Raw genomic sequence first — 18,530 nt, forward strand, 5'->3', positions numbered from 1 at the left:
AAAGGCCCCCATCCATCGGATGGGGGCCTTCGTGCATGTCGGGGGCCGTAGGGGAGGTCTTCCGTCCTTACAGGCCGGCACCTCGATCACTCGTGGGGCCGCTCCCTCCTGGTCGAGACGGTCACGGTGAAGCGGTTGGTCCGGTCGAGCTGCCGCGTGGGGCCGATGGTGCGTTCGAGGACCGGCCGGTACCGGAGATGACTGTTCCACACCGTCCAGAGCTCGCCGCCCTCCGTCAGTACCCTCGCGCACGCGTCGAAGAGGCGGTGTGCAATGCCCTCATGGACCGTGCTCCCGCTGTGGAACGGCGGGTTGAGAACGATCACGCGCGCGGAGGCATCCGGTAGGGCCGAGAGGGCATCATCCCTGCTGACCGCCACGCGGTCCGCGACCCCGTTGGCCGCAGCGGTCGCGCGCGTGGAGCCGACCGCCGACGCCGACTGGTCACTGGCGTGCAGGCGGAGGTCGGGCCGGCTGAGCGCAAGATAGGCGGAGACCGCACCATTGCCGCAGCCGAGGTCGATCACCTCTTCCTCCACCGGCCCGCCGATGCCGTCGGACACGGACCTGCCGACGGAGATGCCCTGCAGGTGAGGGAGGAGCAGTCGCGTACCGGGATCGAGCGCGGCGCCGCCGAAGGTGGCGCCGAAGGCGCGGAGTTCGAGCGGTCGGTCGAGGCCGACGTCGTGCCCGGAGCGTCGGGGGAAGGCGGCGGGGGGGACGTCCAGCGGCTCCCGGGCGACCAGGACCCTCGACTTCTGCCGCGCCAGGCTCGCGGTGACGGATCCGAAGTAGCGAGCCAGGACGGCGTTCATCGAGAGGGACATGTGCTTGAGGCGGCCGGCGGCGAACACCTGGACGTCCGGCCGGGCGTGGGCAGCGATCGTCCACGCCAGTTCGTCCAGTTCGTCGAGTGCACGGGGCAACCGAAGCAGTACCGTCGAGACGCCGTCGAGGAGTTCGGGGGAGAGGGGATAGGAGCGGTAGGCGCTGTGCAGCCCCTGCTCCGCCGCATTGCAGGCGAGGGCCCGCTCATGGACGATGCCGTCCTGGAAGGACCGCAGGTCAATCCGTCCCGTGAGGTCCGCGGCTCCCAGGGTCACCGCTCCGTAGGAATCCCCGATCGTCGCGATCCCGCCGTCGGTGCGTCGCAGGGTGTCCGCTGCGACGTCGAGCAGCAGGCGGTCCGCCGCGTCCACGGCGACCAGCTCCGGGGCTTCGAGATCGGGGCGTCGTCGCAGCAGGTCGGGATCGAAGGGGTTCACCCGGTCCATCGTAGAGCCCGTCTTCGGACGCCCGACCCTCCCATCAGGGCGTGCCGGGACTGCGACCGGCTCCGCCGTCCGGTTCGTTGTCCCCACGCCGGTCGTCGAAGAGCCAGTCGAGCGACGTGCCGTCAGGGGAAGCCCTGTCCGGGCCGGACGGTCCCTGGTCCGGCAGGTCCTGGTCCTTCCCCGCGGGGTCGGTGCTGTATGGTGCGCGCGGAGGTGGTGGGAGCCGATCGATCAGTTCGTTGGCGGCGTGGGCGAGCAGGTCCCGCTGCAGCGGAGGAAGCGTGAAGGAACCGTGCAGGTAGGCCTCCACCTCGTACTCGCCGGCATCCCCGCCGAGCCCGAAGTAGTGCAGCCACAGTTCACTGGCGTCGATCTGGGCATGCCGGATGGCCCTGAGGAGGTGGATCCGCTGATATTCGTGATCTGGATGGTTCTCCACGGGCTTCGCCTTAGTGCGAGCTACCGGCAGTGCCGTCGATCACGGTGAGGGCGACGGTCCTCACATCGGTCTTCGCGGCGGACGCCTCGTCCAGCATGCGCCTCATCGATGCTTCGGGGTTCAGTCCGTACCGCTCCATGAGGATGCCCCGTGCCGTGAGGATGACGTCCCTGGTGTTCAGGGCCTCACGGAGGGCGCTGCTCACCGTGCCGGCCGCGGTGTCCGGCTGGGCGCTGCCGAGGAGCGTTGCCGCGGGGGAGGCGAGCAGCATGAGCTGCTTGCGGTCCTGGGTCGAGAAGGCCGACGGCAGGGGCGAATACACCTTCAACGCGCCGATGCTCTTCCCGTCGTGGATGAGTGCGGTGCTGAGGGTGGAGCGGAGGGGGAGGCCGGCGACCGCTTCGCTCCAGAGCGGCCAGCGGTCGTCCTGCTGCACGTCATCGATCTGCACCGTCGACTCCGCCGCCCAGGCGGTGAGGCAGGGACCCTGTCCCAGCTCGTACTGCAGGGCGTCGGCGGCGGCCACGACGTCGTCGGTGTACCCCGTACTGCGTCTGCGGCCCTGATCGTCGATGAGTGAGACTCCGGCGCCGAGTGATCCGGGGACCGATTTCTTCACGGCCTCGGCGAGGTCCTCGACCGCCTGTCCGGCCTTCAGCTCGGTCAGGAGGAGACCCTTGAGCCGGGCGAAGACCACGGTCAGTTCTTCCATCGGTGACGTCAAGATTCCAGCCTCGGCAACAGAGTGGTTCTGATCGGATACAAAGTATCAGGATACACAGCGCCGCCCCTTGGCCATGGTCGATCGTGTCCCGGATCCGGGGCAGACAGCCGCCCGCGTACACCGGAGGATTGCTCCCGGTCCAGTGGCGGGCAGGCGGCAGGGTGCTTGCACCCCTCGATCGGCCGTCCCTAGGGTGGAATGACCCAGCATGCTTACCGATACCCCGAGGAGTCGACGTGAGCGGATCAGCAGACCACCATGCACTGCCCCTGACCGACTACGACCACATCCCGATCGCTACCCTTCCCACCCGCATCACGGGCCTCGACGCGGGTGGCCTGCAGGCGCTGATCGACTACGAGGAGGCTCACGGGGACCGGCTTCCGGTGAAGGTGGTGCTGCAGCACAGGCTCGACGCCGTGTTGAGCGGTGCCGAACTCTCGGAAGGGGCCGCCACGTCGATGCCGGAAATGGAGAGCACGGCCGGCGGGTCGCCGGTCAGCCCTGCGACATCCGGTCCGCCCACCAACCCGCCGTCGCAGGGGGATCCGACCAACCCGGCGCAGCCGAGGTGACACGGGTACGTCCGATCGAAGGGCCGTCCCCCCGAGCCGGCCGTCCCCTCGAGCCTGCCGTCGCCGGGGCGGGCCGTTCCGTTCTCGGTCTCTCCCGCGTTCGGGTCCTCCGACGCTCCATCTGGCCTAGTCGGCGGTCGCCACGCCTGTCAGCAGGTCCTTCTCCTCGATGAGCGCGAGGGAGAGTGTCTTGTAGCCGACCGTCTCGAACAGGACAGTGACGATCCCGTCCTCGTATCCCATCACGGAGCCCCGCCCCCACTCGGGGTGTTCCACCGCCGTGTCGACCGCGAAAGGGATGTCATGGTGGTCCGGCGTCTCCTCTGCGCTGCCGTCGGCACTGCCCGCCGGAGTGCCGTTCGGGGATGCTTCCTGCGTCCCGGCCGGCGTGCCCGATTCGGCTCTCCGCTCGCAGTTGTCACACGCACCGCAGGTCTTCGGGAACTCCTCGCCGAAATAGGACAGGAGGAACTGTCGGCGGCACCCTTTCGTCTCGGCGTAGCGGCGGGCCATGTCGATCCGCGACCGGTCGATCCGCTCCCGGTTCGCTGCCTGCTCCACTGCGCGGTCGACGGCCTCCCCGGCGCTCATCGTCCGGGCCCGGTACCCCTTCACTCCGTCGGTCACGCACCCCGAAGCGGCCAGGAGGTTGAGCAGGCCCGTGAGCTTGCGGGAGGAGAGACCGGTGAGGTCCTTGAGCTTCTTCATCTTCACGGGCTTCCCCTGCGCCGAGATGAGCCGGAACAGGTCCCCGAGCTGGGTGCGATGCGCGGTCTTCGCGGCGAAGAACCGACGGAGCGAGAGGTCCTCGGGCCGGTAGTGGAGGATGGCCCCGGCATCGAGCCCGTCGCGGCCGCCGCGACCGATCTCCTGGTAGTAGCTGTCCAGGGAGTCCGAGATGTCTGCGTGCACCACGAAGCGGACGTCGGGCTTGTCGATGCCCATGCCGAAGGCGGTCGTGGCGACGACGACGTCGACGCGACCGTCGAGGAACCCTTCGTGCACCGACGCACGGTCCTTCTTGCTCCGCCCTGCGTGGTAGGCGTCGGCGTTGCGGCCCCGCTCCTGGAGTTCGGCGACGAGCCGGTCCGCCGCCTTCTTGGTGGCGACATAGACGAGGCCGGGTCCGGTGAGCCCGAGCACCTGGCCGCGGACGGCGTCGTGCTTCTCCGCGTCCTCGACGTGGTGCACCACCTCGAGGTGCAGGTTCGGACGGTCGAAGCCCTCGACGAGGATCGTCGGGTCCTTCAGATGCAGACGTTCGACGATCTCCTTCTGCACGGGGCGCGACGCGGTCGCGGTCAACGCGACCACGGGCGCTCCGAGGTCCCGCACCAAATGGCCGAGCTGCAGGTAGTCGGGGCGGAAGTCATGGCCCCACGAGGACACGCAGTGCGCCTCGTCCACGACCACGAGGGAGACGTCGAGTGACCGCAGCCGCGCCACGACCTCGTCCCGCGCGACCTGCTCGGGTGCGAGGAAGAGGAACTTGGCGCGCGTCCGCTCGTCGTCGTCGGCCGCTGCCTCCCACGCGGCCTCGAGCTCGCGCTTCCGCAGGGCGGAGTTGATGACACGGGCCCGCGGCGAGCCTGCATGGGCGTTGATGGCCTCGGCCTGATCGTGCTGCAGCGCGATGAGGGGTGAGATGACGACGGCGACGCCCGGCAGCGCCATGGCCGGAACCTGGTAGATGGCGGATTTGCCGGAGCCCGTCGGCATGACGCAGAGGATGCTGTGGTCCTCGAGGACTGCCTCCATGGCATGCTCCTGGCCGGACCGCAGATCGTCCCAGCCGAAGGTGGAAGCAGCGGTGTGCTGAAGGTCCTGCAGCGTGATCGACACGGTCCTCCTCGAGAAAGTAAGTCCACTGAGCGTATTCACGGGTAACGACATTTCCCCGGGTCGGGTGAGTTGCGAGGAGACCCTTGACAGAGGGTCTCGACCGGACGACGGAGGGGGCGTGCGACGGGCTAGGGTGTGCTCATGCTGCGCATCGGTCTGACAGGAGGCATCGCCGCGGGGAAGTCCGCGGTGGCCACGGAACTCGGACGCCTGGGAGCGGTGGTGATCGATGCCGACCTGCTGGCACGGGCCGTCGTGGAGCCGGGCATGCCAGGCTTCGACGAGGTCGTCCGGACGTTCGGCACGGACGTGCTCGGGCCGGACGGCGCCCTGGACCGGCCGGCGCTGGGACGGCTCGTCTTCGGCGACAGCGCTGCGCGCGAGACGCTGAACCGGATCATCCATCCCCGGGTGCGCGCGGAGGCCGCCCGGCTGATCGACGATTCGCCGGCCGACGCGGTGGTCGTGGAGGACATCCCGCTCCTCGTCGAGACGCACCAGGCCGCGCGCTTCCACCTCGTCCTGGTCGTCGACGCCCCGGACGAGGTGCGGATCACCCGGATGATCGAGCGGCGTGGGATGGACCGCGAGGACGCCGAGCAGCGGATCGCGGTTCAGGCTCCACGCGCCGAGCGACGAGCCGCCGCGGACGCCGTCCTCGTCAATGACGGCTCGCTGGCGGAACTCCTCACCTCGACTCGGGCCCTCTGGGACGTCAGGATCGTCCCGTTCGCGGCGAACGTCCTGCACGGCCGACCGGCCGGTACCCGCCCTCCCGCCGCGCCGGAGCCCCACGGTGCCGACGACCCCGCGGGCCTCGCGGGGACGCACGGCCTCGCCCGGCGGGTGGCGGCGAAACTCACCGCCGCCCTCCCTGCCGGCGTCGCCGTCGAGCCCGGCCCCGGGTCCGACGTCGTCGTCGCGGAGGTGCTCGTACGGCCGGGATGCGGGGAGGACCTGCCTGCCGTGTCCGCTGCCCTGGCGGCGGCGGGCTTCCCGCGGACGGAGGTGCCCCGGGGCTCCGACGCCGGGGTCCACCGGTCAGGCACGGACACGGTCGTCCACCGGTCGGCGGATCCGGCGCTCGACGTCACCGTGACCGTGCTGCCCGTGGACGCTGGACTGCTCCCCGAAGAGTCGTGAGGCCCTCTTTCGGTCGCGTTCGGCACCGCGCGGGCGGGCTTCGGACGGGAAGGCCGCAGATGGCTGCCGAGCCGCGTTCAGCCCGCAGGAAAACGGGGGAGAAGTGTCACCGTCAGGCGATACCGTTGACGCATGAGTCTTGCGCAGGATATCAAGCGTGTGGTCGCGCCCTTCGAGGTCATCAGTGAGTACCAGCCGGCGGGTGACCAGCCCACGGCGATCAAGGAACTGGCGGAACGCATCAACGCCGGTGAGAAGGACGTGGTGCTGCTCGGAGCCACCGGTACCGGCAAGAGTGCCACGACGGCGTGGCTGATCGAGCAGGTCCAGCGCCCCACCCTGGTCATGGTGCAGAACAAGACCCTCGCCGCGCAGCTGGCCAACGAGTTCCGGGAGCTGCTGCCCAACAATGCGGTGGAGTACTTCGTCTCGTACTACGACTACTACCAGCCCGAGGCCTACGTCCCGCAGACGGACACGTTCATCGAGAAGGACTCCTCCATCAACGAGGAGGTGGAACGCCTCCGGCACTCGGCCACCAACGCCCTGCTCACGAGGCGCGACGTGATCGTCGTCGCCACCGTGTCCTGCATCTACGGCCTCGGTACCCCCGAGGAGTACATCAACAAGATGGTCACGCTCCGTCGTGGCGACCAGATGAACCGTGACGAGCTGCTGCGTCAGTTCGTCGGCATGCAGTACACCCGCAACGACATGGACTTCCACCGGGGGACCTTCCGGGTGCGCGGGGACACCGTCGAGATCATCCCCATGTACGAGGAGCACGCCCTGCGGATCGAGTTCTTCGGCGACGAGGTGGAGAACATCTACACGCTCGATCCCCTCACGGGCAACGTGATCCGTGAGGAGGAGGAGATGTACGTCTTCCCCGCCTCGCACTACGTCGCGGGCCAGGACCGCATGACGCGCGCCATCAAGGACATCGAGGACGAGCTGCAGGTGCGGCTGGCCGAGTTCGAGTCGCAGAACAAGCTCGTCGAGGCCCAGCGGCTCCGCATGCGCGTGACCTACGACCTCGAGATGATGCAGCAGATGGGGTTCTGCAACGGCATCGAGAACTACTCGCGCCACATCGACGGGCGCGATCCGGCTTCCGCGCCGCACTGCCTCCTCGACTACTTCCCCGATGACTTCCTGCTCGTCGTCGACGAGTCGCACGTCACCATCCCGCAGATCGGCGCCATGTACGAGGGCGACTCCTCCCGCAAGCGGACACTCGTGGACCACGGGTTCCGGCTCCCCTCGGCGATGGACAACCGGCCGCTCAAGTGGGACGAGTTCCTCGACCGGATCGGACAGACCGTCTACCTGTCGGCGACCCCGGGCAAGTACGAGCTCGGCAAGGCGGACGGTTTCGTCCAGCAGATCATCCGGCCCACGGGCCTGATCGATCCCGAGGTGGTCGTCAAGCCGACCAAGGGCCAGATCGACGACCTCCTCGGGGAGATCCGCAAGCGTACGGAGATCAACGAGCGCGTCCTCGTCACCACGCTCACGAAGCGCATGGCGGAGGACCTCACGGGCTACCTGCTGGAACACGGCGTGAAGGTGGAGTACCTGCACTCGGACGTCGACACCCTGCGGCGCGTCGAGCTCCTGCGCGAACTCCGCATGGGGACCTTCGATGTCCTCGTCGGCATCAACCTCCTCCGGGAGGGTCTCGACCTGCCGGAGGTCTCCCTGGTCAGCATCCTGGATGCGGACAAGGAGGGCTTCCTCAGGAGCACCACGTCGCTCATCCAGACCATCGGGCGTGCAGCCCGCAACGTGTCCGGCGAGGTCCACATGTACGCCGACCGCATCACGGACTCGATGGACCGGGCAATCGACGAGACCAATCGGCGCCGGGCCATCCAGGTGGCGCACAACCTCGAGCACGGTATCGACCCGACGCCTCTCCGGAAGCGGATCGCCGACATCACCGACACCATCAACCGGGAGGACGCCGATACGCGCGCGCTGCTCGAGGAGGCCGGGAAGAGCCGGAAGCCGAAGAAGGGCGCAGGGCGGCACGACGGGCTCGCCTCGGTGCCGGCGGAGGACCTGACCGATCTCATCCAGCAGCTGACCGACCAGATGCATGCGGCTGCCGGTGAGTTGCAGTTCGAGCTCGCCGGTCGCCTGAGGGACGAGATCGGCGACCTCAAGAAGGAGCTGCGACAGATGCAGTCGGCCGGTCACGCCTGACCGGCGGCATCGCGGACGTCGTCGCGCGGTCCGGGTCCCGTCCTGTCCCGATACCGGTCGGCGAGCCGGTCGCCGTCGTGCATCGTCCGCGGTGGCCCATGAGGTGGCCCCGCCGAGTCGATGTCAAGGCTCGAGGTGCCCATGCCCCGGTATTCCTGCGCCGCGGGTAGGATTGGCCGGACGTAAGGGAGTATCCCACGCGCTACGGACGTCAACACGCTGAGCATCGTTGCTCCGCCGGGCGTAGCGGTCGGTCGGCAGCATGCCGCGGCGGAGAGACTTACGGCACGTCACTGCACCCCCGGAAGGTACTCCATGCCCACATTGCCCCTCGCGTTCGAGGTCGGCACGTTCGTCGTCCTCGGCATCATCCTGCTGTTCGACCTGCTGCTCGTCGTCAAGCGCCCGCACGAGCCCTCGATGAAGGAAGCCGGCCTGTGGGTCGCCTTCTACGTGGGCCTCGCGCTCGTGTTCGCGGCACTGATGTTCGTCTTCACAGGTCCGGAGTACGGGGGGCAGTTCGTCGCCGGCTGGGTCACGGAGTACAGCCTCAGCATCGACAACCTGTTCGTGTTCATCATCATCATGGCCAGGTTCTCGGTCCCCAGGAAGTACCAGCAGGAAGTGCTGATGGTGGGCATCATCATCGCGCTGATCCTGCGCGGCATCTTCATCGCCCTGGGCGCGGCCGTGATCGAGAACTTCAGCTGGATCTTCTACATCTTCGGCGCCTTCCTCCTCTACACCGCCTACAAGCAGGCGACCGACTCGGGCGAGGACGAGGAGCACGCAGGGGACAACAAGCTCATCTCCAAGCTGAAGTCGGTCCTGCCGATGTCCGAGTCCTACGACGGCAACAAGATCCGCACCGTCGTCGACGGCAAGAAGGTCTTCACGCCGATGCTGATCGTGTTCGTCACCATCGGCCTCACGGACCTCCTCTTCGCGGTCGATTCCATCCCCGCCATCTTCGGTCTCACGCAGAGCGCGTTCATCGTGTTCACGGCCAACATCTTCGCCCTGATGGGGCTCCGTCAGCTCTACTTCCTGCTGGGCGGCCTGATGACACGTCTCATCTACCTCAAGCACGCGCTGTCCGTGATCCTCGCGTTCATCGGTGTGAAGCTCGTCCTGCACGCGATGCACGTGAACGAGCTGCCTTTCATCAACGGCGGCGAGCACATCGAGTGGGCGCCCGAGATCCCCACCTTCGTGTCGCTGGCCGTCATCATCGCGACCATCGTCATCGCCGTCGTCGCCAGTCTCATCCGCTCCCGTGTGACGGAGAATTCGGCGGCGCGCGCAGATGAGAAGGGTGAGGTCGCCGAGGCCCCCGTCGTCGACGAGGATCTGGACCATGCGGCGGGCGACGCCGGAGCGAAGGACACCCGCCGCTAGCAGGCGGAATCGTTCCGGTCCTGTCCGCGTCCTGTCCTCGTGCGGCGGCCCGGACGTGCCGGCCACTCCACACCCGACCTGACGAAGGACCCCCGTGCCGCCACGCACGGGGGTCCTTCTGCGTCCCGCTGCGCGGCACAGGCAGGACCCGGACCGCCACCGGAGGCGCCACGCGACGCCGGACGGCATCGACGCCCCGGGACACGGGCACGGGCGGGGGCTACCTCCGGGTCATGCCCAGCAGGCGGGTGAAGATCGCCTCGCCGTCGTCGGCAATGCCGTCGTGGTGGAACTCGTCCGTCTCCCAGACCTCGAGGCTGCGGACGGCCGCGGCGGTCCGCAGGGACAGGTCCCGGTCCACGTAGATGTCGTGCCGGTACACGGCGGCGGCGGCAGGCACGGTGTTCGTGGCGAGGACGTCGGCGTCGTACAGTCGCCCCCAGTCCTCCTTGACGGCGAGGAGTTCCGCGACGGGGCGGAGCGCGCGGAGGGCAGGGTCCTCCTCGAAGTACCAGGGGTAGACCATCTCGCCGGTGAGGAGGACCTCCGCGGCGTCGGGGAGGAACTGCGGATGTGCTCCGAGGACCCGCTCGGCGGCCCAGGCGGACGAGGCGCCCTGGCAGTAGATGGACTCGTGCAGCACGGCGTAGAGCGGCTGCGATGCCCGGCTCACCACGGCGTGGACCTGCTCGAGGAACACGGCGGAGAGCCGGGGCCGTCCGTCGATCTCGACGAACGCGTCCTCGAGCAGGTAGTGCAGTGCGTGCACCCGGGTGTTGCCGCCGAGGAAGGCCCCGATCATCTGGAAGCGCCGCACGGTGAGGCGTTCCCCGCTGGGGAGGACCTCCTCGACGCCGTCCAGGTGGCGGGCGATGCGCGTCACCAGGTCTCGGTCCTCGGGATACCAGGCGAAGTACTCGCGGTTGCGCTCCTCCACCCGCGCGAACGTGGCGCGGTAGACGTCGTCGGCGGGCCCGGACAGGGGAGCGAGGCCGCCCGTGATGATCGCCCGCTCCATCCCCTCGGGCGCGAGGGAGAGATAGGTGAGGGTGCAGAAGCCCCCGTAGCTCTGGCCGAAGACCGTCCACGGGCCGCTGCCGAGCGCGCGGCGGATCAGTTCCGCGTCCGCCACGATCGAATCCGCCCGGAAATGGGTGAGGTAGTCTGCCTGCTCCGCCGGAGTCCGGAAGCCGCCGAGCGTCGCGGCGTCGGCGGGGGTCGACAGGCCGGTGCCCCGCTGGTCGAGCATGAGGATGCGGAAGTCCTTCGCCGCGGCCTTCATCCAGCCCGAGAGCTGCGTGGTCCGCACACCGCGTCCGCCCGGTCCACCCTGCAGGAAGAGCAGCCAGGGGAGCCGGGCGGCGTCCGGGTCGTCGTGGTCCAGCGACGAGTATTCCCGGGCGAAGACCTCGATGGTCGGGGAGGCCGGGTCTGCGTGGTCCAGCGGCACGGTGAAGACGTGACCGGTTGCGCGGAGGCCCCTCATCACCAGCGTCGGTCCGGTGGTGTGGTCCGCTGCGTCCATCGGGGCGTCCGGGACGCCGGACCCGGCGATCGGTGTCACAGTGCGGCGACCTCGGCCAGGGCGTCGCCCGTGAGGCGGAACGTGCTCCAGCCCGACTGCGCCCGGGCTCCGAGGCTCTCGTAGAAGCGGATGGACGGTTCGTTCCAGTCGAGGACCGACCACTCGACACGGGCGTACCCACGGTCGGCGGCGATGCGGGCGAGATTCGACAGCAGCGCTTTACCGTACCCGGCGCCGCGTGCGTCGGGACGCACGTACAGGTCCTCGAGGTAGATGCCGTTGACGCCCTCCCACGTCGAGTAATTGAGGAACCACAGGGCGAAACCCTGCACCTCGCCCTGCGCCTCCGCCACGTGTGCGTAGATGGTGGGGCGGTCACCGAACAGTGCGGCCTCCAACCCCTCCGCCGTGTTCCTCACGGCGTCGGGCTCCTTCTCGTACAGGGCGAGATCGTGGATGAGCTGCAGGATCACCGGGACATCGGCCGGGCGTGCTTCGCGGATCGTCATGAGGCAAGTTTAACGACGCTGGGGCACCCGCCCGGCACCCGTCCGGCACCCGAACGGCGAAGCGGTTCAGGCTGCGGGCGCGCCCACACCGACGATCCGCACGACCGGGCTCCCCGCATCGTCGGACGCCGCGAGGTCCACCTCGGCGTTGATGCCCCAGTCCCCATTGCCCTCGGGGTCCTTGAGGATCTGCCGGACACGCCACGTGCCGGGCGCCTTCGTGATGAGCAGGAGGGCCGGACCGCGGGCCGCCGGCCCGTCGTCGATGTCCTCGTAGTCGCCGAAGTACCCGTCGAGCGCCTCGGCCCACCGATCCGCGGTCCAGCCGGACTCCGCGTCGAGGGCACCGAGCGCCTCGTCCTGCTCGTCCGCGAACAGCTTGACCCGCTGGAACATCTCGTTCCGCACCATCACCCGGAACGCGCGCTCGTTCGACGTGACCGACGGCGGTTCCTCCGGCAGGTCGACGGCGGCAGCCGCGGCCGCACCCGCGTCGATACCGGCGGAGAGCTGGGTCCACTCGTCGAGCAGGCTGCTGTCCACCTGGCGGACGAGCTCGCCGAGCCACTCCATGGTGTCGCTGAGGTCCTCCCTCAGCGCCTCGACCGGAACGGTGTGCCGCAGGGCCTTGTAGCAGTCGGCGAGGTAGCGCAGCAGGATCCCCTCGGAGCGCGTGAGGGAGTAGAAGGCGACGTACTCCCCGAAGCTCATGGCCCGCTCGTACATGTCGCGGACCACGGACTTCGGAGCGAGCTCGAAGTCGCCCAGCCAGGGCGCCGATGAGCGGTAGACGTCGAACGCCTGCTGCAGCAGTTCCTCCAGCGGCTTCGGGTAGGTCACCTCCTCGAGGCGCGCCATCCGTGCGTCGTAGTCGATACCCTCGGCCTTCATGGCCGCGACGGCCTCGCCGCGTGCCTTCTTCTCCTGCGCGTTCAGCACCTGGCGCGGCTTCTCGAGCGTGGCCTCGATGACCGAGACGACATCGAGCGCGTACCCCGGCGCGTCGGGGTCGAGGAGCTCCAGGCTTGCAAGGGCGAAGGGCGAGAGGGGCTGGTTGAGGGCGAAGTTCGCCTGCAGGTGCACCTTGAGGCGGATCATCCGGCCGTCGGGCTCCGGTTCGGTGAGCCTCTCCACGATGCCGGCGGTCACGAGTTCGCGGTAGATGCCGATGGCCCGGCGCATGAGCCGCAGCTGGGACGCCCGCGTCTCGTGGTTCTCGGTGAGGAGCCGCTTCGCCGCGGCGAACGGGTCGCCGGGGCGCTCGAGCAGGTTCAGCAGCATGGAGTGGCTGACGGAGAACGACGACGTCAGCGGATCCGGCACGCTCTCGACGAGCCGCTCGTAGGTCGGTCTGCCCCAGGACACAAAGCCCTGCGGCGGCTTCTTCCGGACCACCTGGCGCAGCTTCTTCTGGTCGTCGCCGAATTTGCCCACGGCCTTCGCCATGGCCTTCACGTTCTCGACGACGTGCTCGGGGGCCTGGACGACGACGGTGCCTGCCGTGTCGTAGCCCGCGCGGCCCGCGCGGCCCGAGATCTGGTGGAACTCCCGGGAGTTCAGCAGGCGCGTCCGGACGCCGTCGTACTTGCTGAGCGCGGTCAGCAGGACAGTGCGGATGGGCACGTTGATCCCGACGCCGAGCGTGTCCGTCCCGCAGATCACCTTGAGCAGGCCGGCCTGGGCGAGTTGCTCGACGAGGCGGCGGTACTTCGGCAGCATGCCGGCGTGGTGCACGCCGATGCCGTGCCGGACCAGGCGGTTCAGGGTCTTGCCGAAGCCCGCCGAGAAACGGAACGTGGCGATCAGTTCGGCGATCCGGTCCTTCTCCTCGCGCGTGCAGATGTTGATGCTCATCAGGTTCTGGGCTCGCTCGATGGCTTCCGCCTGGCTGAAGTGCACCACGTACACGGGGGCCTGCCGCGTGGTGAGCAGTTCCTCGAGCGATTCCTGCACCGGCGTCTCGACGTAGTAGAAGTGCAGCGGGATGGGCCGTTCGACGGAGGTCACCGTCGCGGTGGGGCGACCCGTCAGATCGGTGAGGTCCTTCTCGAACCTGCTGACGTCGCCGAGGGTCGCCGACATCAGGAGGAACTGCGCCTGGGGGAGCTCGAGGAGGGGAACCTGCCAGGCCCAGCCGCGCTGTGGGTCGGAGTAGAAGTGGAATTCGTCCATGACCACGGTGTCGACGTCGGCCAGCGCACCTTCCCGCAGCGCGAGGTTCGCAAGGATCTCCGCCGTGCAGCAGATGATCGGTGCGTCCTGGTTGACCCCGGAGTCGCCCGTGATCATGCCGACGTTCTCAGGACCGAAGATCTCGCAGAGCGCGAAGAACTTCTCGGACACGAGCGCCTTGATGGGCGCGGTGTAGTAGCTCGTGCGCCCCTCTGCGAAGGACTTCAGGTGCGCGGCGACGGCGACGAGGGACTTCCCGGATCCGGTGGGCGTGGCGAGGATGACGTTGCTCCCCGAGACGAGCTCCATGGCCGCCTCGTCCTGTGCCGGATAGAGCGTCAGTCCCCGCTCGACCGCCCACCCCGTGAAGGCCTCGTAGACCGCATCAGCGGTGAGGCGGCCGTCGTCGTGCCGGGACAGGTGCTCGTGGATCCTCATGGTGGGTCCAGCCTACCGGTGGCCTCTCACGCCGGGGGTCGGTGGGCTCACCGGACTCCCGGCCCTCCGCCGGCCGGAACGGCGCGGTCCCTCGGGGGTCCCCGCCGGTTACCAGCCGCGCTGCTTCCACTCCGTGAGCGAGCCGCGCTCCGCCCCGAGCGTGGTGCCCGCGCCGTGGCCGGGGTGGACGAGGGTGTCGTCGGGCAGGTAGTCGAAGATTCGTGTCCCGACGTCCTCGATCAGGGACGCGAAGCGGGCGGGATCGCCCTGGGTGTTGCCCACGCCTCCCGGGAACAGCGAGTCGCCCGTGAACAGGTGGGCGGGACCGTGCGGGTCGCGGTACAGCAGGGCGACGGACCCCGGTGTGTGCCCGCGCAGGTGGATGGCCTCCAGCTCGAAGCCCTCGAAGGACCCGACGTCGTGGTGCTGCAGGGCGACGTCGGTGGGGACGGCGATGTCCGCGACGTCCTCCGCGCCCGCCGCCGTCCTGGCGTGGGTGGCCTCCTTCACCTCGGCCAGCGCCCGGACGTGGTCCCAGTGCGCGTGGGTGGTGATGATGAGGGCCACGCGGGCCTCGGCATCCGTGTCCTCCTGTGCATCCGCCAGCAGGGCGAGGATCGCCGGCGCGTCGTCCGCCGCGTCGATCAGGACCTGCGCGCCCGAGGACCGGGAGGTGAGCAGGTACACGTTGTTGTCCATCTCGGAGACGGCGATCGAACGGATGGTCACTTCGCTGAGCTGGTGCATGGGTTCAGTGTAGGCAGGGGAGCGGGGCCCGCAGGAAGCACGGCGATCGGAGGTCCGGGGTACGGAGGGCCGAGGCACCCCCGCGGCCGGGGATAGGGTGCAGGTACCAGGCCCACCCGTTGCCGGCCTCCACGGAAGGACACGCATGGAGCAGGACATCCCCCGTTGGCTGAGGCTGGATCCGACGAGTGCGGTCCCGCCTTTCGAGCAGGTCAGGCACGCCGTCATGGCCGCGGCCAACTCCGGCCGGGCCGCCGTCGGAACCCGCCTGCCACCCGTCCGCGTGCTCGCCACCCACCTCGGCATCGCGGCCAACACGGTGGCGCGGGCCTACCGCGAACTCGAACAGGCGGGGGTCGTGGAGACGCGCGGCAGGGCAGGCACCGTCATCGCGGCGGGGAGCGACGACGCACGGCAGAAGGTGGGTGCTGCCGCCGAGGAATTCGCGGAGACGGTCCGCTCGGTGGGCCTCTCCGAGGCCGACGCGGTGGCGATCATCAGGGCCGCATTGCGCCGAGCGTGAACGGGTCCGTTCCCCGCGCAGTATCAGGGCGGAAGATGTCCTATTCGAATATGTCTTCGAACCCCTTTTCCCCTACAGTGGACGGGTGGCTACAGCACATTCTCTCGAGCAGCATGCCCATCACCCGGACCCCGCTCCCCAGGACCTCTCGCGTCTGATCGTCAAGGGCGCCCGCGAACACAACCTGCGCAACGTGGACCTCGACCTCCCGCGTGACGCGATGATCGTGTTCACCGGTCTGTCCGGTTCCGGGAAGTCCTCGCTCGCCTTCGACACCATCTTCGCGGAGGGTCAGCGGCGGTACGTCGAGTCGCTGTCGGCCTACGCGCGCCAGTTCCTCGGCCAGGTGGACAAGCCCGACGTCGACTTCATCGAGGGCCTCTCGCCCGCGGTGTCGATCGACCAGAAGTCGACGAGCAAGAACCCGCGGTCCACGGTGGGCACCATCACCGAGATCTACGACTACATGCGTCTGCTCTGGGCGCGCGTCGGCAGGCCGCACTGCCCGGTGTGCGGCGAGCCCGTCGCCAAGCAGACCCCCCAGCAGATCGTCGACCAGCTGCTCGAACTCGACGAGGGGACCCGCTTCCAGGTCCTCGCCCCCGTCGTGCGCGCACGCAAGGGCGAGTTCGTCGACCTCTTCCAGGAGCTGACGGCGAAGGGGTACTCGCGTGCCCGCGTCGACGGCACGCTGATCCAGCTCAGTGATCCGCCGAAGCTCGGCAAGCAGTACAAGCACACCATCGAGGTCATCGTCGACCGCCTCGTGGTCAAGGGCGGAATCCAGCAGCGCCTCACCGACTCGGTCGAAACGGCCCTGAAGCTCGCGGACGGTCGTGTCCTCGCGGAATTCGTCGACCTCCCCGAGGACGACGAGAAGCGCCTCCACGCCTTCTCGGAGCATCTGGCGTGCCCCAACGAGCACCCGCTCGCCATCGACGAGATCGAGCCGCGCTCCTTCTCGTTCAACAACCCCTTCGGTGCCTGCCCCGCCTGCACCGGCATCGGCACCAAACTCGAGGTCGACGAGGAGCTCGTGGTCCCCAACCCGGATCTCAGCCTCGCCGAGGGTGCCATCGCACCGTGGTCGCTCGGGACCGCGACCCTCGAGTACTGGACGCGGCTCCTCGAGGGCCTCGCCTCGGAGCTGAAGTTCGACATCACGACGCCGTGGCGCAAGCTGCCGGACCGCGCCCGCGAGGCGGCGCTGTACGGCAAGGACCACAAGGTGGTGGTGCAGTACAAGAACCGTTTCGGGCGCGAGCGGAAGTACAGCACGGGCTTCGAGGGTGCCATCCAGTACATCCAGCGCAAGCACCTCGAGACCGAGTCGGACCACGCCAGGGATCGCTACGAGGAGTACATGCGGGAGATCCCCTGCCCCACGTGCGGCGGGGCGCGGCTGAACCCCGCGTCGCTCTCGGTGCTCATCAACGGGCGGTCCATCGCCGAGGTCTCGGCCATGCCGATGCGGGACTGCGCGGATTTCCTCGACAACCTCGTCCTCACCGGACGCGAGGCGCAGATCGCCAACCAGGTGCTCAAGGAGATCCAGGCCCGCCTGACGTTCCTCCTCGACGTCGGACTGGAGTACCTGAACCTCGAGCGGGCCTCCGGCACGCTGTCCGGTGGCGAGGCCCAGCGCATCCGCCTGGCCACGCAGATCGGCTCCGGCCTCGTCGGGGTGCTCTACGTCCTCGACGAGCCGTCGATCGGCCTGCACCAGCGCGACAACCGGCGCCTCATCGAGACGCTCACGAGGCTCCGCAACCTCGGCAACACGCTGATCGTCGTCGAGCACGACGAGGACACGATCGCCGAGGCGGACTGGATCGTGGACATCGGACCCGGCGCCGGCGAGCACGGCGGCGAGGTGGTCCACTCCGGTCTCCTCGAGGACTTGCTGACCAACGAGAAGTCGCTGACGGGCGACTACCTCTCGGGGCGACGGAAGATCGAGATCCCGAAGAAGCGGCGGAAGATCGACCGGTCGCGCCAACTCAAGATCGTCGGTGCGCGTGAGCACAACCTGACTAACCTCGACGCCACGATCCCTTTGGGCGTGCTGACCGCCGTGACCGGCGTCAGCGGGTCCGGCAAGTCCACCCTGGTCAACGACATCCTCTACAAGGTTCTGGCGAACAAGCTCAACGGTGCCAAGCAGGTCGCCGGGAGGCACAAGCGGATCGACGGGCTGGAGCATCTCGACAAGGTCATCCACGTCGACCAGAGCCCCATCGGCCGGACACCCCGGTCGAATCCGGCGACCTACACCGGCGTCTTCGACAACATCCGCAAGCTCTTCGCCGAGACCACCGAGGCGAAGGTCCGCGGCTACCTGCCGGGGCGGTTCTCCTTCAACGTCAAGGGCGGCCGCTGCGAGGCGTGTTCCGGTGATGGCACGCTGAAGATCGAGATGAACTTCCTGCCCGATGTCTACGTCCCGTGCGAGGTGTGCCACGGTGCGCGGTACAACCGCGAGACGCTCGAGGTGCACTACAAGGGCAAGACCATCGCGGACGTGCTGGACATGCCGATCGAGGAGGGTGCCGAGTTCTTCGCGGCGTTCAGCCCGATCGCGCGGCACCTGAACACCCTGGTGGAAGTGGGGCTCGGCTACGTGCGGCTCGGCCAGCCGGCGACGACGCTCTCCGGCGGCGAGGCGCAGCGCGTCAAGCTCGCCAGTGAGCTCCAGAAGCGGTCGAACGGCCGCAGCATCTACGTGCTGGACGAACCGACCACGGGCCTGCACTTCGAGGACATCCGCAAGCTGCTGATCGTCCTGCAGGGACTCGTGGACAAGGGCAACACCGTCATCACGATCGAGCACAACCTCGACGTCATCAAGAGCGCCGACTGGGTGATCGACCTCGGACCCGATGGCGGTTCGGGTGGAGGTCAGATCATCGCGACAGGAACGCCCGAGGCGGTCGCGAAGAGCGATCGCAGCTACACCGGGACGTTCCTCAAGGAGATCTTCGACAAAGCCGCGGTCTGACCCACCCGGCTCCCG

Annotated in this window: 14 protein-coding genes; 6 read left to right on the forward strand and 8 right to left on the reverse strand. The window is 68.6% G+C overall.

What is annotated here, in order from left to right:
- Nucleotides 1–86: 86 nt before the first annotated feature.
- The 3 genes from NVV32_RS06960 to NVV32_RS06970 are packed head-to-tail and all read right to left on the reverse strand — an operon-like array spanning nt 87 to nt 2,437.
- Entirely contained in the window at nt 87–1,274 is a 1,188-nt protein-coding gene (locus NVV32_RS06960; RefSeq protein WP_422391802.1) for a class I SAM-dependent methyltransferase, read from the reverse strand.
- 34 nt (nt 1,275–1,308) lie between these two features.
- Nucleotides 1,309–1,713, reverse strand: a complete 405-nt coding sequence (locus tag NVV32_RS06965) for a hypothetical protein (RefSeq protein ID WP_321166898.1) — start codon at nt 1,711–1,713, stop codon at nt 1,309–1,311.
- A 10-nt stretch (nt 1,714–1,723) separates the two neighbouring features.
- A complete protein-coding gene (locus NVV32_RS06970) occupies nt 1,724–2,437 on the reverse strand; it encodes a GAF and ANTAR domain-containing protein (RefSeq protein ID WP_422391803.1) in 714 nt (237 codons plus the stop codon).
- Nucleotides 2,438–2,673: 236 nt separating this feature from the next.
- Between NVV32_RS06970 and NVV32_RS06975 the strand changes: the two genes are divergently transcribed.
- Nucleotides 2,674–3,012: a hypothetical protein gene (locus NVV32_RS06975; protein ID WP_055771672.1), complete on the forward strand. Its 339-nt coding sequence runs from the start codon at nt 2,674–2,676 to the stop codon at nt 3,010–3,012.
- 126 nt (nt 3,013–3,138) lie between these two features.
- Here NVV32_RS06975 and NVV32_RS06980 read toward each other — a convergent pair whose 3' ends face one another.
- On the reverse strand, nt 3,139–4,854 hold the full coding sequence (locus NVV32_RS06980) for a RecQ family ATP-dependent DNA helicase (protein WP_422391804.1): 1,716 nt from the start codon (nt 4,852–4,854) through the stop codon (nt 3,139–3,141).
- A gap of 141 nt (nt 4,855–4,995) precedes the next feature.
- Here NVV32_RS06980 and coaE point away from each other — a divergent pair, with 141 nt between their 5' ends.
- The 3 genes from coaE to NVV32_RS06995 all read left to right on the forward strand — a co-directional run bounded on the left by coaE (nt 4,996) and on the right by NVV32_RS06995 (nt 9,603).
- Nucleotides 4,996–5,997 (forward strand): dephospho-CoA kinase, encoded by a 1,002-nt coding sequence (coaE, locus tag NVV32_RS06985; RefSeq protein ID WP_422391805.1) that lies wholly within the window; start codon nt 4,996–4,998, stop codon nt 5,995–5,997.
- 132 nt (nt 5,998–6,129) lie between these two features.
- Nucleotides 6,130–8,205: an excinuclease ABC subunit UvrB gene (gene uvrB / locus NVV32_RS06990; protein ID WP_422391806.1), complete on the forward strand. Its 2,076-nt coding sequence runs from the start codon at nt 6,130–6,132 to the stop codon at nt 8,203–8,205.
- A 315-nt stretch (nt 8,206–8,520) separates the two neighbouring features.
- Entirely contained in the window at nt 8,521–9,603 is a 1,083-nt protein-coding gene (locus NVV32_RS06995) for a TerC family protein (RefSeq protein WP_422391807.1), read from the forward strand.
- A 220-nt stretch (nt 9,604–9,823) separates the two neighbouring features.
- On the opposite strand, the gene NVV32_RS07000 is transcribed toward NVV32_RS06995, so the two are convergent.
- The 4 genes from NVV32_RS07000 to NVV32_RS07015 form a co-directional block, all read right to left on the reverse strand.
- A complete protein-coding gene (locus NVV32_RS07000; RefSeq protein ID WP_422392017.1) occupies nt 9,824–11,128 on the reverse strand; it encodes an alpha/beta fold hydrolase in 1,305 nt (434 codons plus the stop codon).
- A gap of 35 nt (nt 11,129–11,163) precedes the next feature.
- Nucleotides 11,164–11,637, reverse strand: a complete 474-nt coding sequence (locus NVV32_RS07005) for a GNAT family N-acetyltransferase (RefSeq protein ID WP_422391808.1) — start codon at nt 11,635–11,637, stop codon at nt 11,164–11,166.
- A 66-nt stretch (nt 11,638–11,703) separates the two neighbouring features.
- Nucleotides 11,704–14,247 carry a DEAD/DEAH box helicase gene (locus NVV32_RS07010; RefSeq protein WP_422391809.1) on the reverse strand — a complete coding sequence of 848 codons (2,544 nt, stop codon included), beginning with the start codon at nt 14,245–14,247 and terminating at the stop codon, nt 11,704–11,706.
- 108 nt (nt 14,248–14,355) lie between these two features.
- Nucleotides 14,356–14,994, reverse strand: coding sequence for an MBL fold metallo-hydrolase (locus NVV32_RS07015; RefSeq protein ID WP_055771648.1), 639 nt, complete (start codon nt 14,992–14,994; stop codon nt 14,356–14,358).
- 145 nt (nt 14,995–15,139) lie between these two features.
- Here NVV32_RS07015 and NVV32_RS07020 point away from each other — a divergent pair, with 145 nt between their 5' ends.
- Together NVV32_RS07020 and uvrA are read left to right on the forward strand one after the other, a co-directional pair.
- On the forward strand, nt 15,140–15,517 hold the full coding sequence (locus tag NVV32_RS07020) for a GntR family transcriptional regulator (protein WP_055771645.1): 378 nt from the start codon (nt 15,140–15,142) through the stop codon (nt 15,515–15,517).
- 85 nt (nt 15,518–15,602) lie between these two features.
- Nucleotides 15,603–18,515, forward strand: a complete 2,913-nt coding sequence (gene uvrA / locus NVV32_RS07025; RefSeq protein WP_422391810.1) for an excinuclease ABC subunit UvrA — start codon at nt 15,603–15,605, stop codon at nt 18,513–18,515.
- Nucleotides 18,516–18,530 lie beyond the last annotated feature (15 nt).

Source organism: Arthrobacter sp. N1, from assembly GCF_048288285.1.
Taxonomy (GTDB): Bacteria; Actinomycetota; Actinomycetes; order Actinomycetales; family Micrococcaceae; genus Arthrobacter_D.

What these genes read in the sequence shown, in the direction of transcription:
- NVV32_RS06960 (WP_422391802.1), bottom strand. Translation starts at nt 1,274, where the DNA reads ATGGACCGGGTGAACCCCTTCGATCCCGACCTGCTGCGACGACGCCCC.
- coaE (WP_422391805.1), top strand. Translation starts at nt 4,996, where the DNA reads ATGCTGCGCATCGGTCTGACAGGAGGCATCGCCGCGGGGAAGTCCGCG.
- uvrB (WP_422391806.1), top strand. Translation starts at nt 6,130, where the DNA reads ATGAGTCTTGCGCAGGATATCAAGCGTGTGGTCGCGCCCTTCGAGGTC.
- NVV32_RS06995 (WP_422391807.1), top strand. Translation starts at nt 8,521, where the DNA reads ATGCCCACATTGCCCCTCGCGTTCGAGGTCGGCACGTTCGTCGTCCTC.
- NVV32_RS07000 (WP_422392017.1), bottom strand. Translation starts at nt 11,128, where the DNA reads ATGGACGCAGCGGACCACACCACCGGACCGACGCTGGTGATGAGGGGC.
- NVV32_RS07005 (WP_422391808.1), bottom strand. Translation starts at nt 11,637, where the DNA reads ATGACGATCCGCGAAGCACGCCCGGCCGATGTCCCGGTGATCCTGCAG.
- NVV32_RS07010 (WP_422391809.1), bottom strand. Translation starts at nt 14,247, where the DNA reads ATGAGGATCCACGAGCACCTGTCCCGGCACGACGACGGCCGCCTCACC.
- NVV32_RS07015 (WP_055771648.1), bottom strand. Translation starts at nt 14,994, where the DNA reads ATGCACCAGCTCAGCGAAGTGACCATCCGTTCGATCGCCGTCTCCGAG.
- NVV32_RS07020 (WP_055771645.1), top strand. Translation starts at nt 15,140, where the DNA reads ATGGAGCAGGACATCCCCCGTTGGCTGAGGCTGGATCCGACGAGTGCG.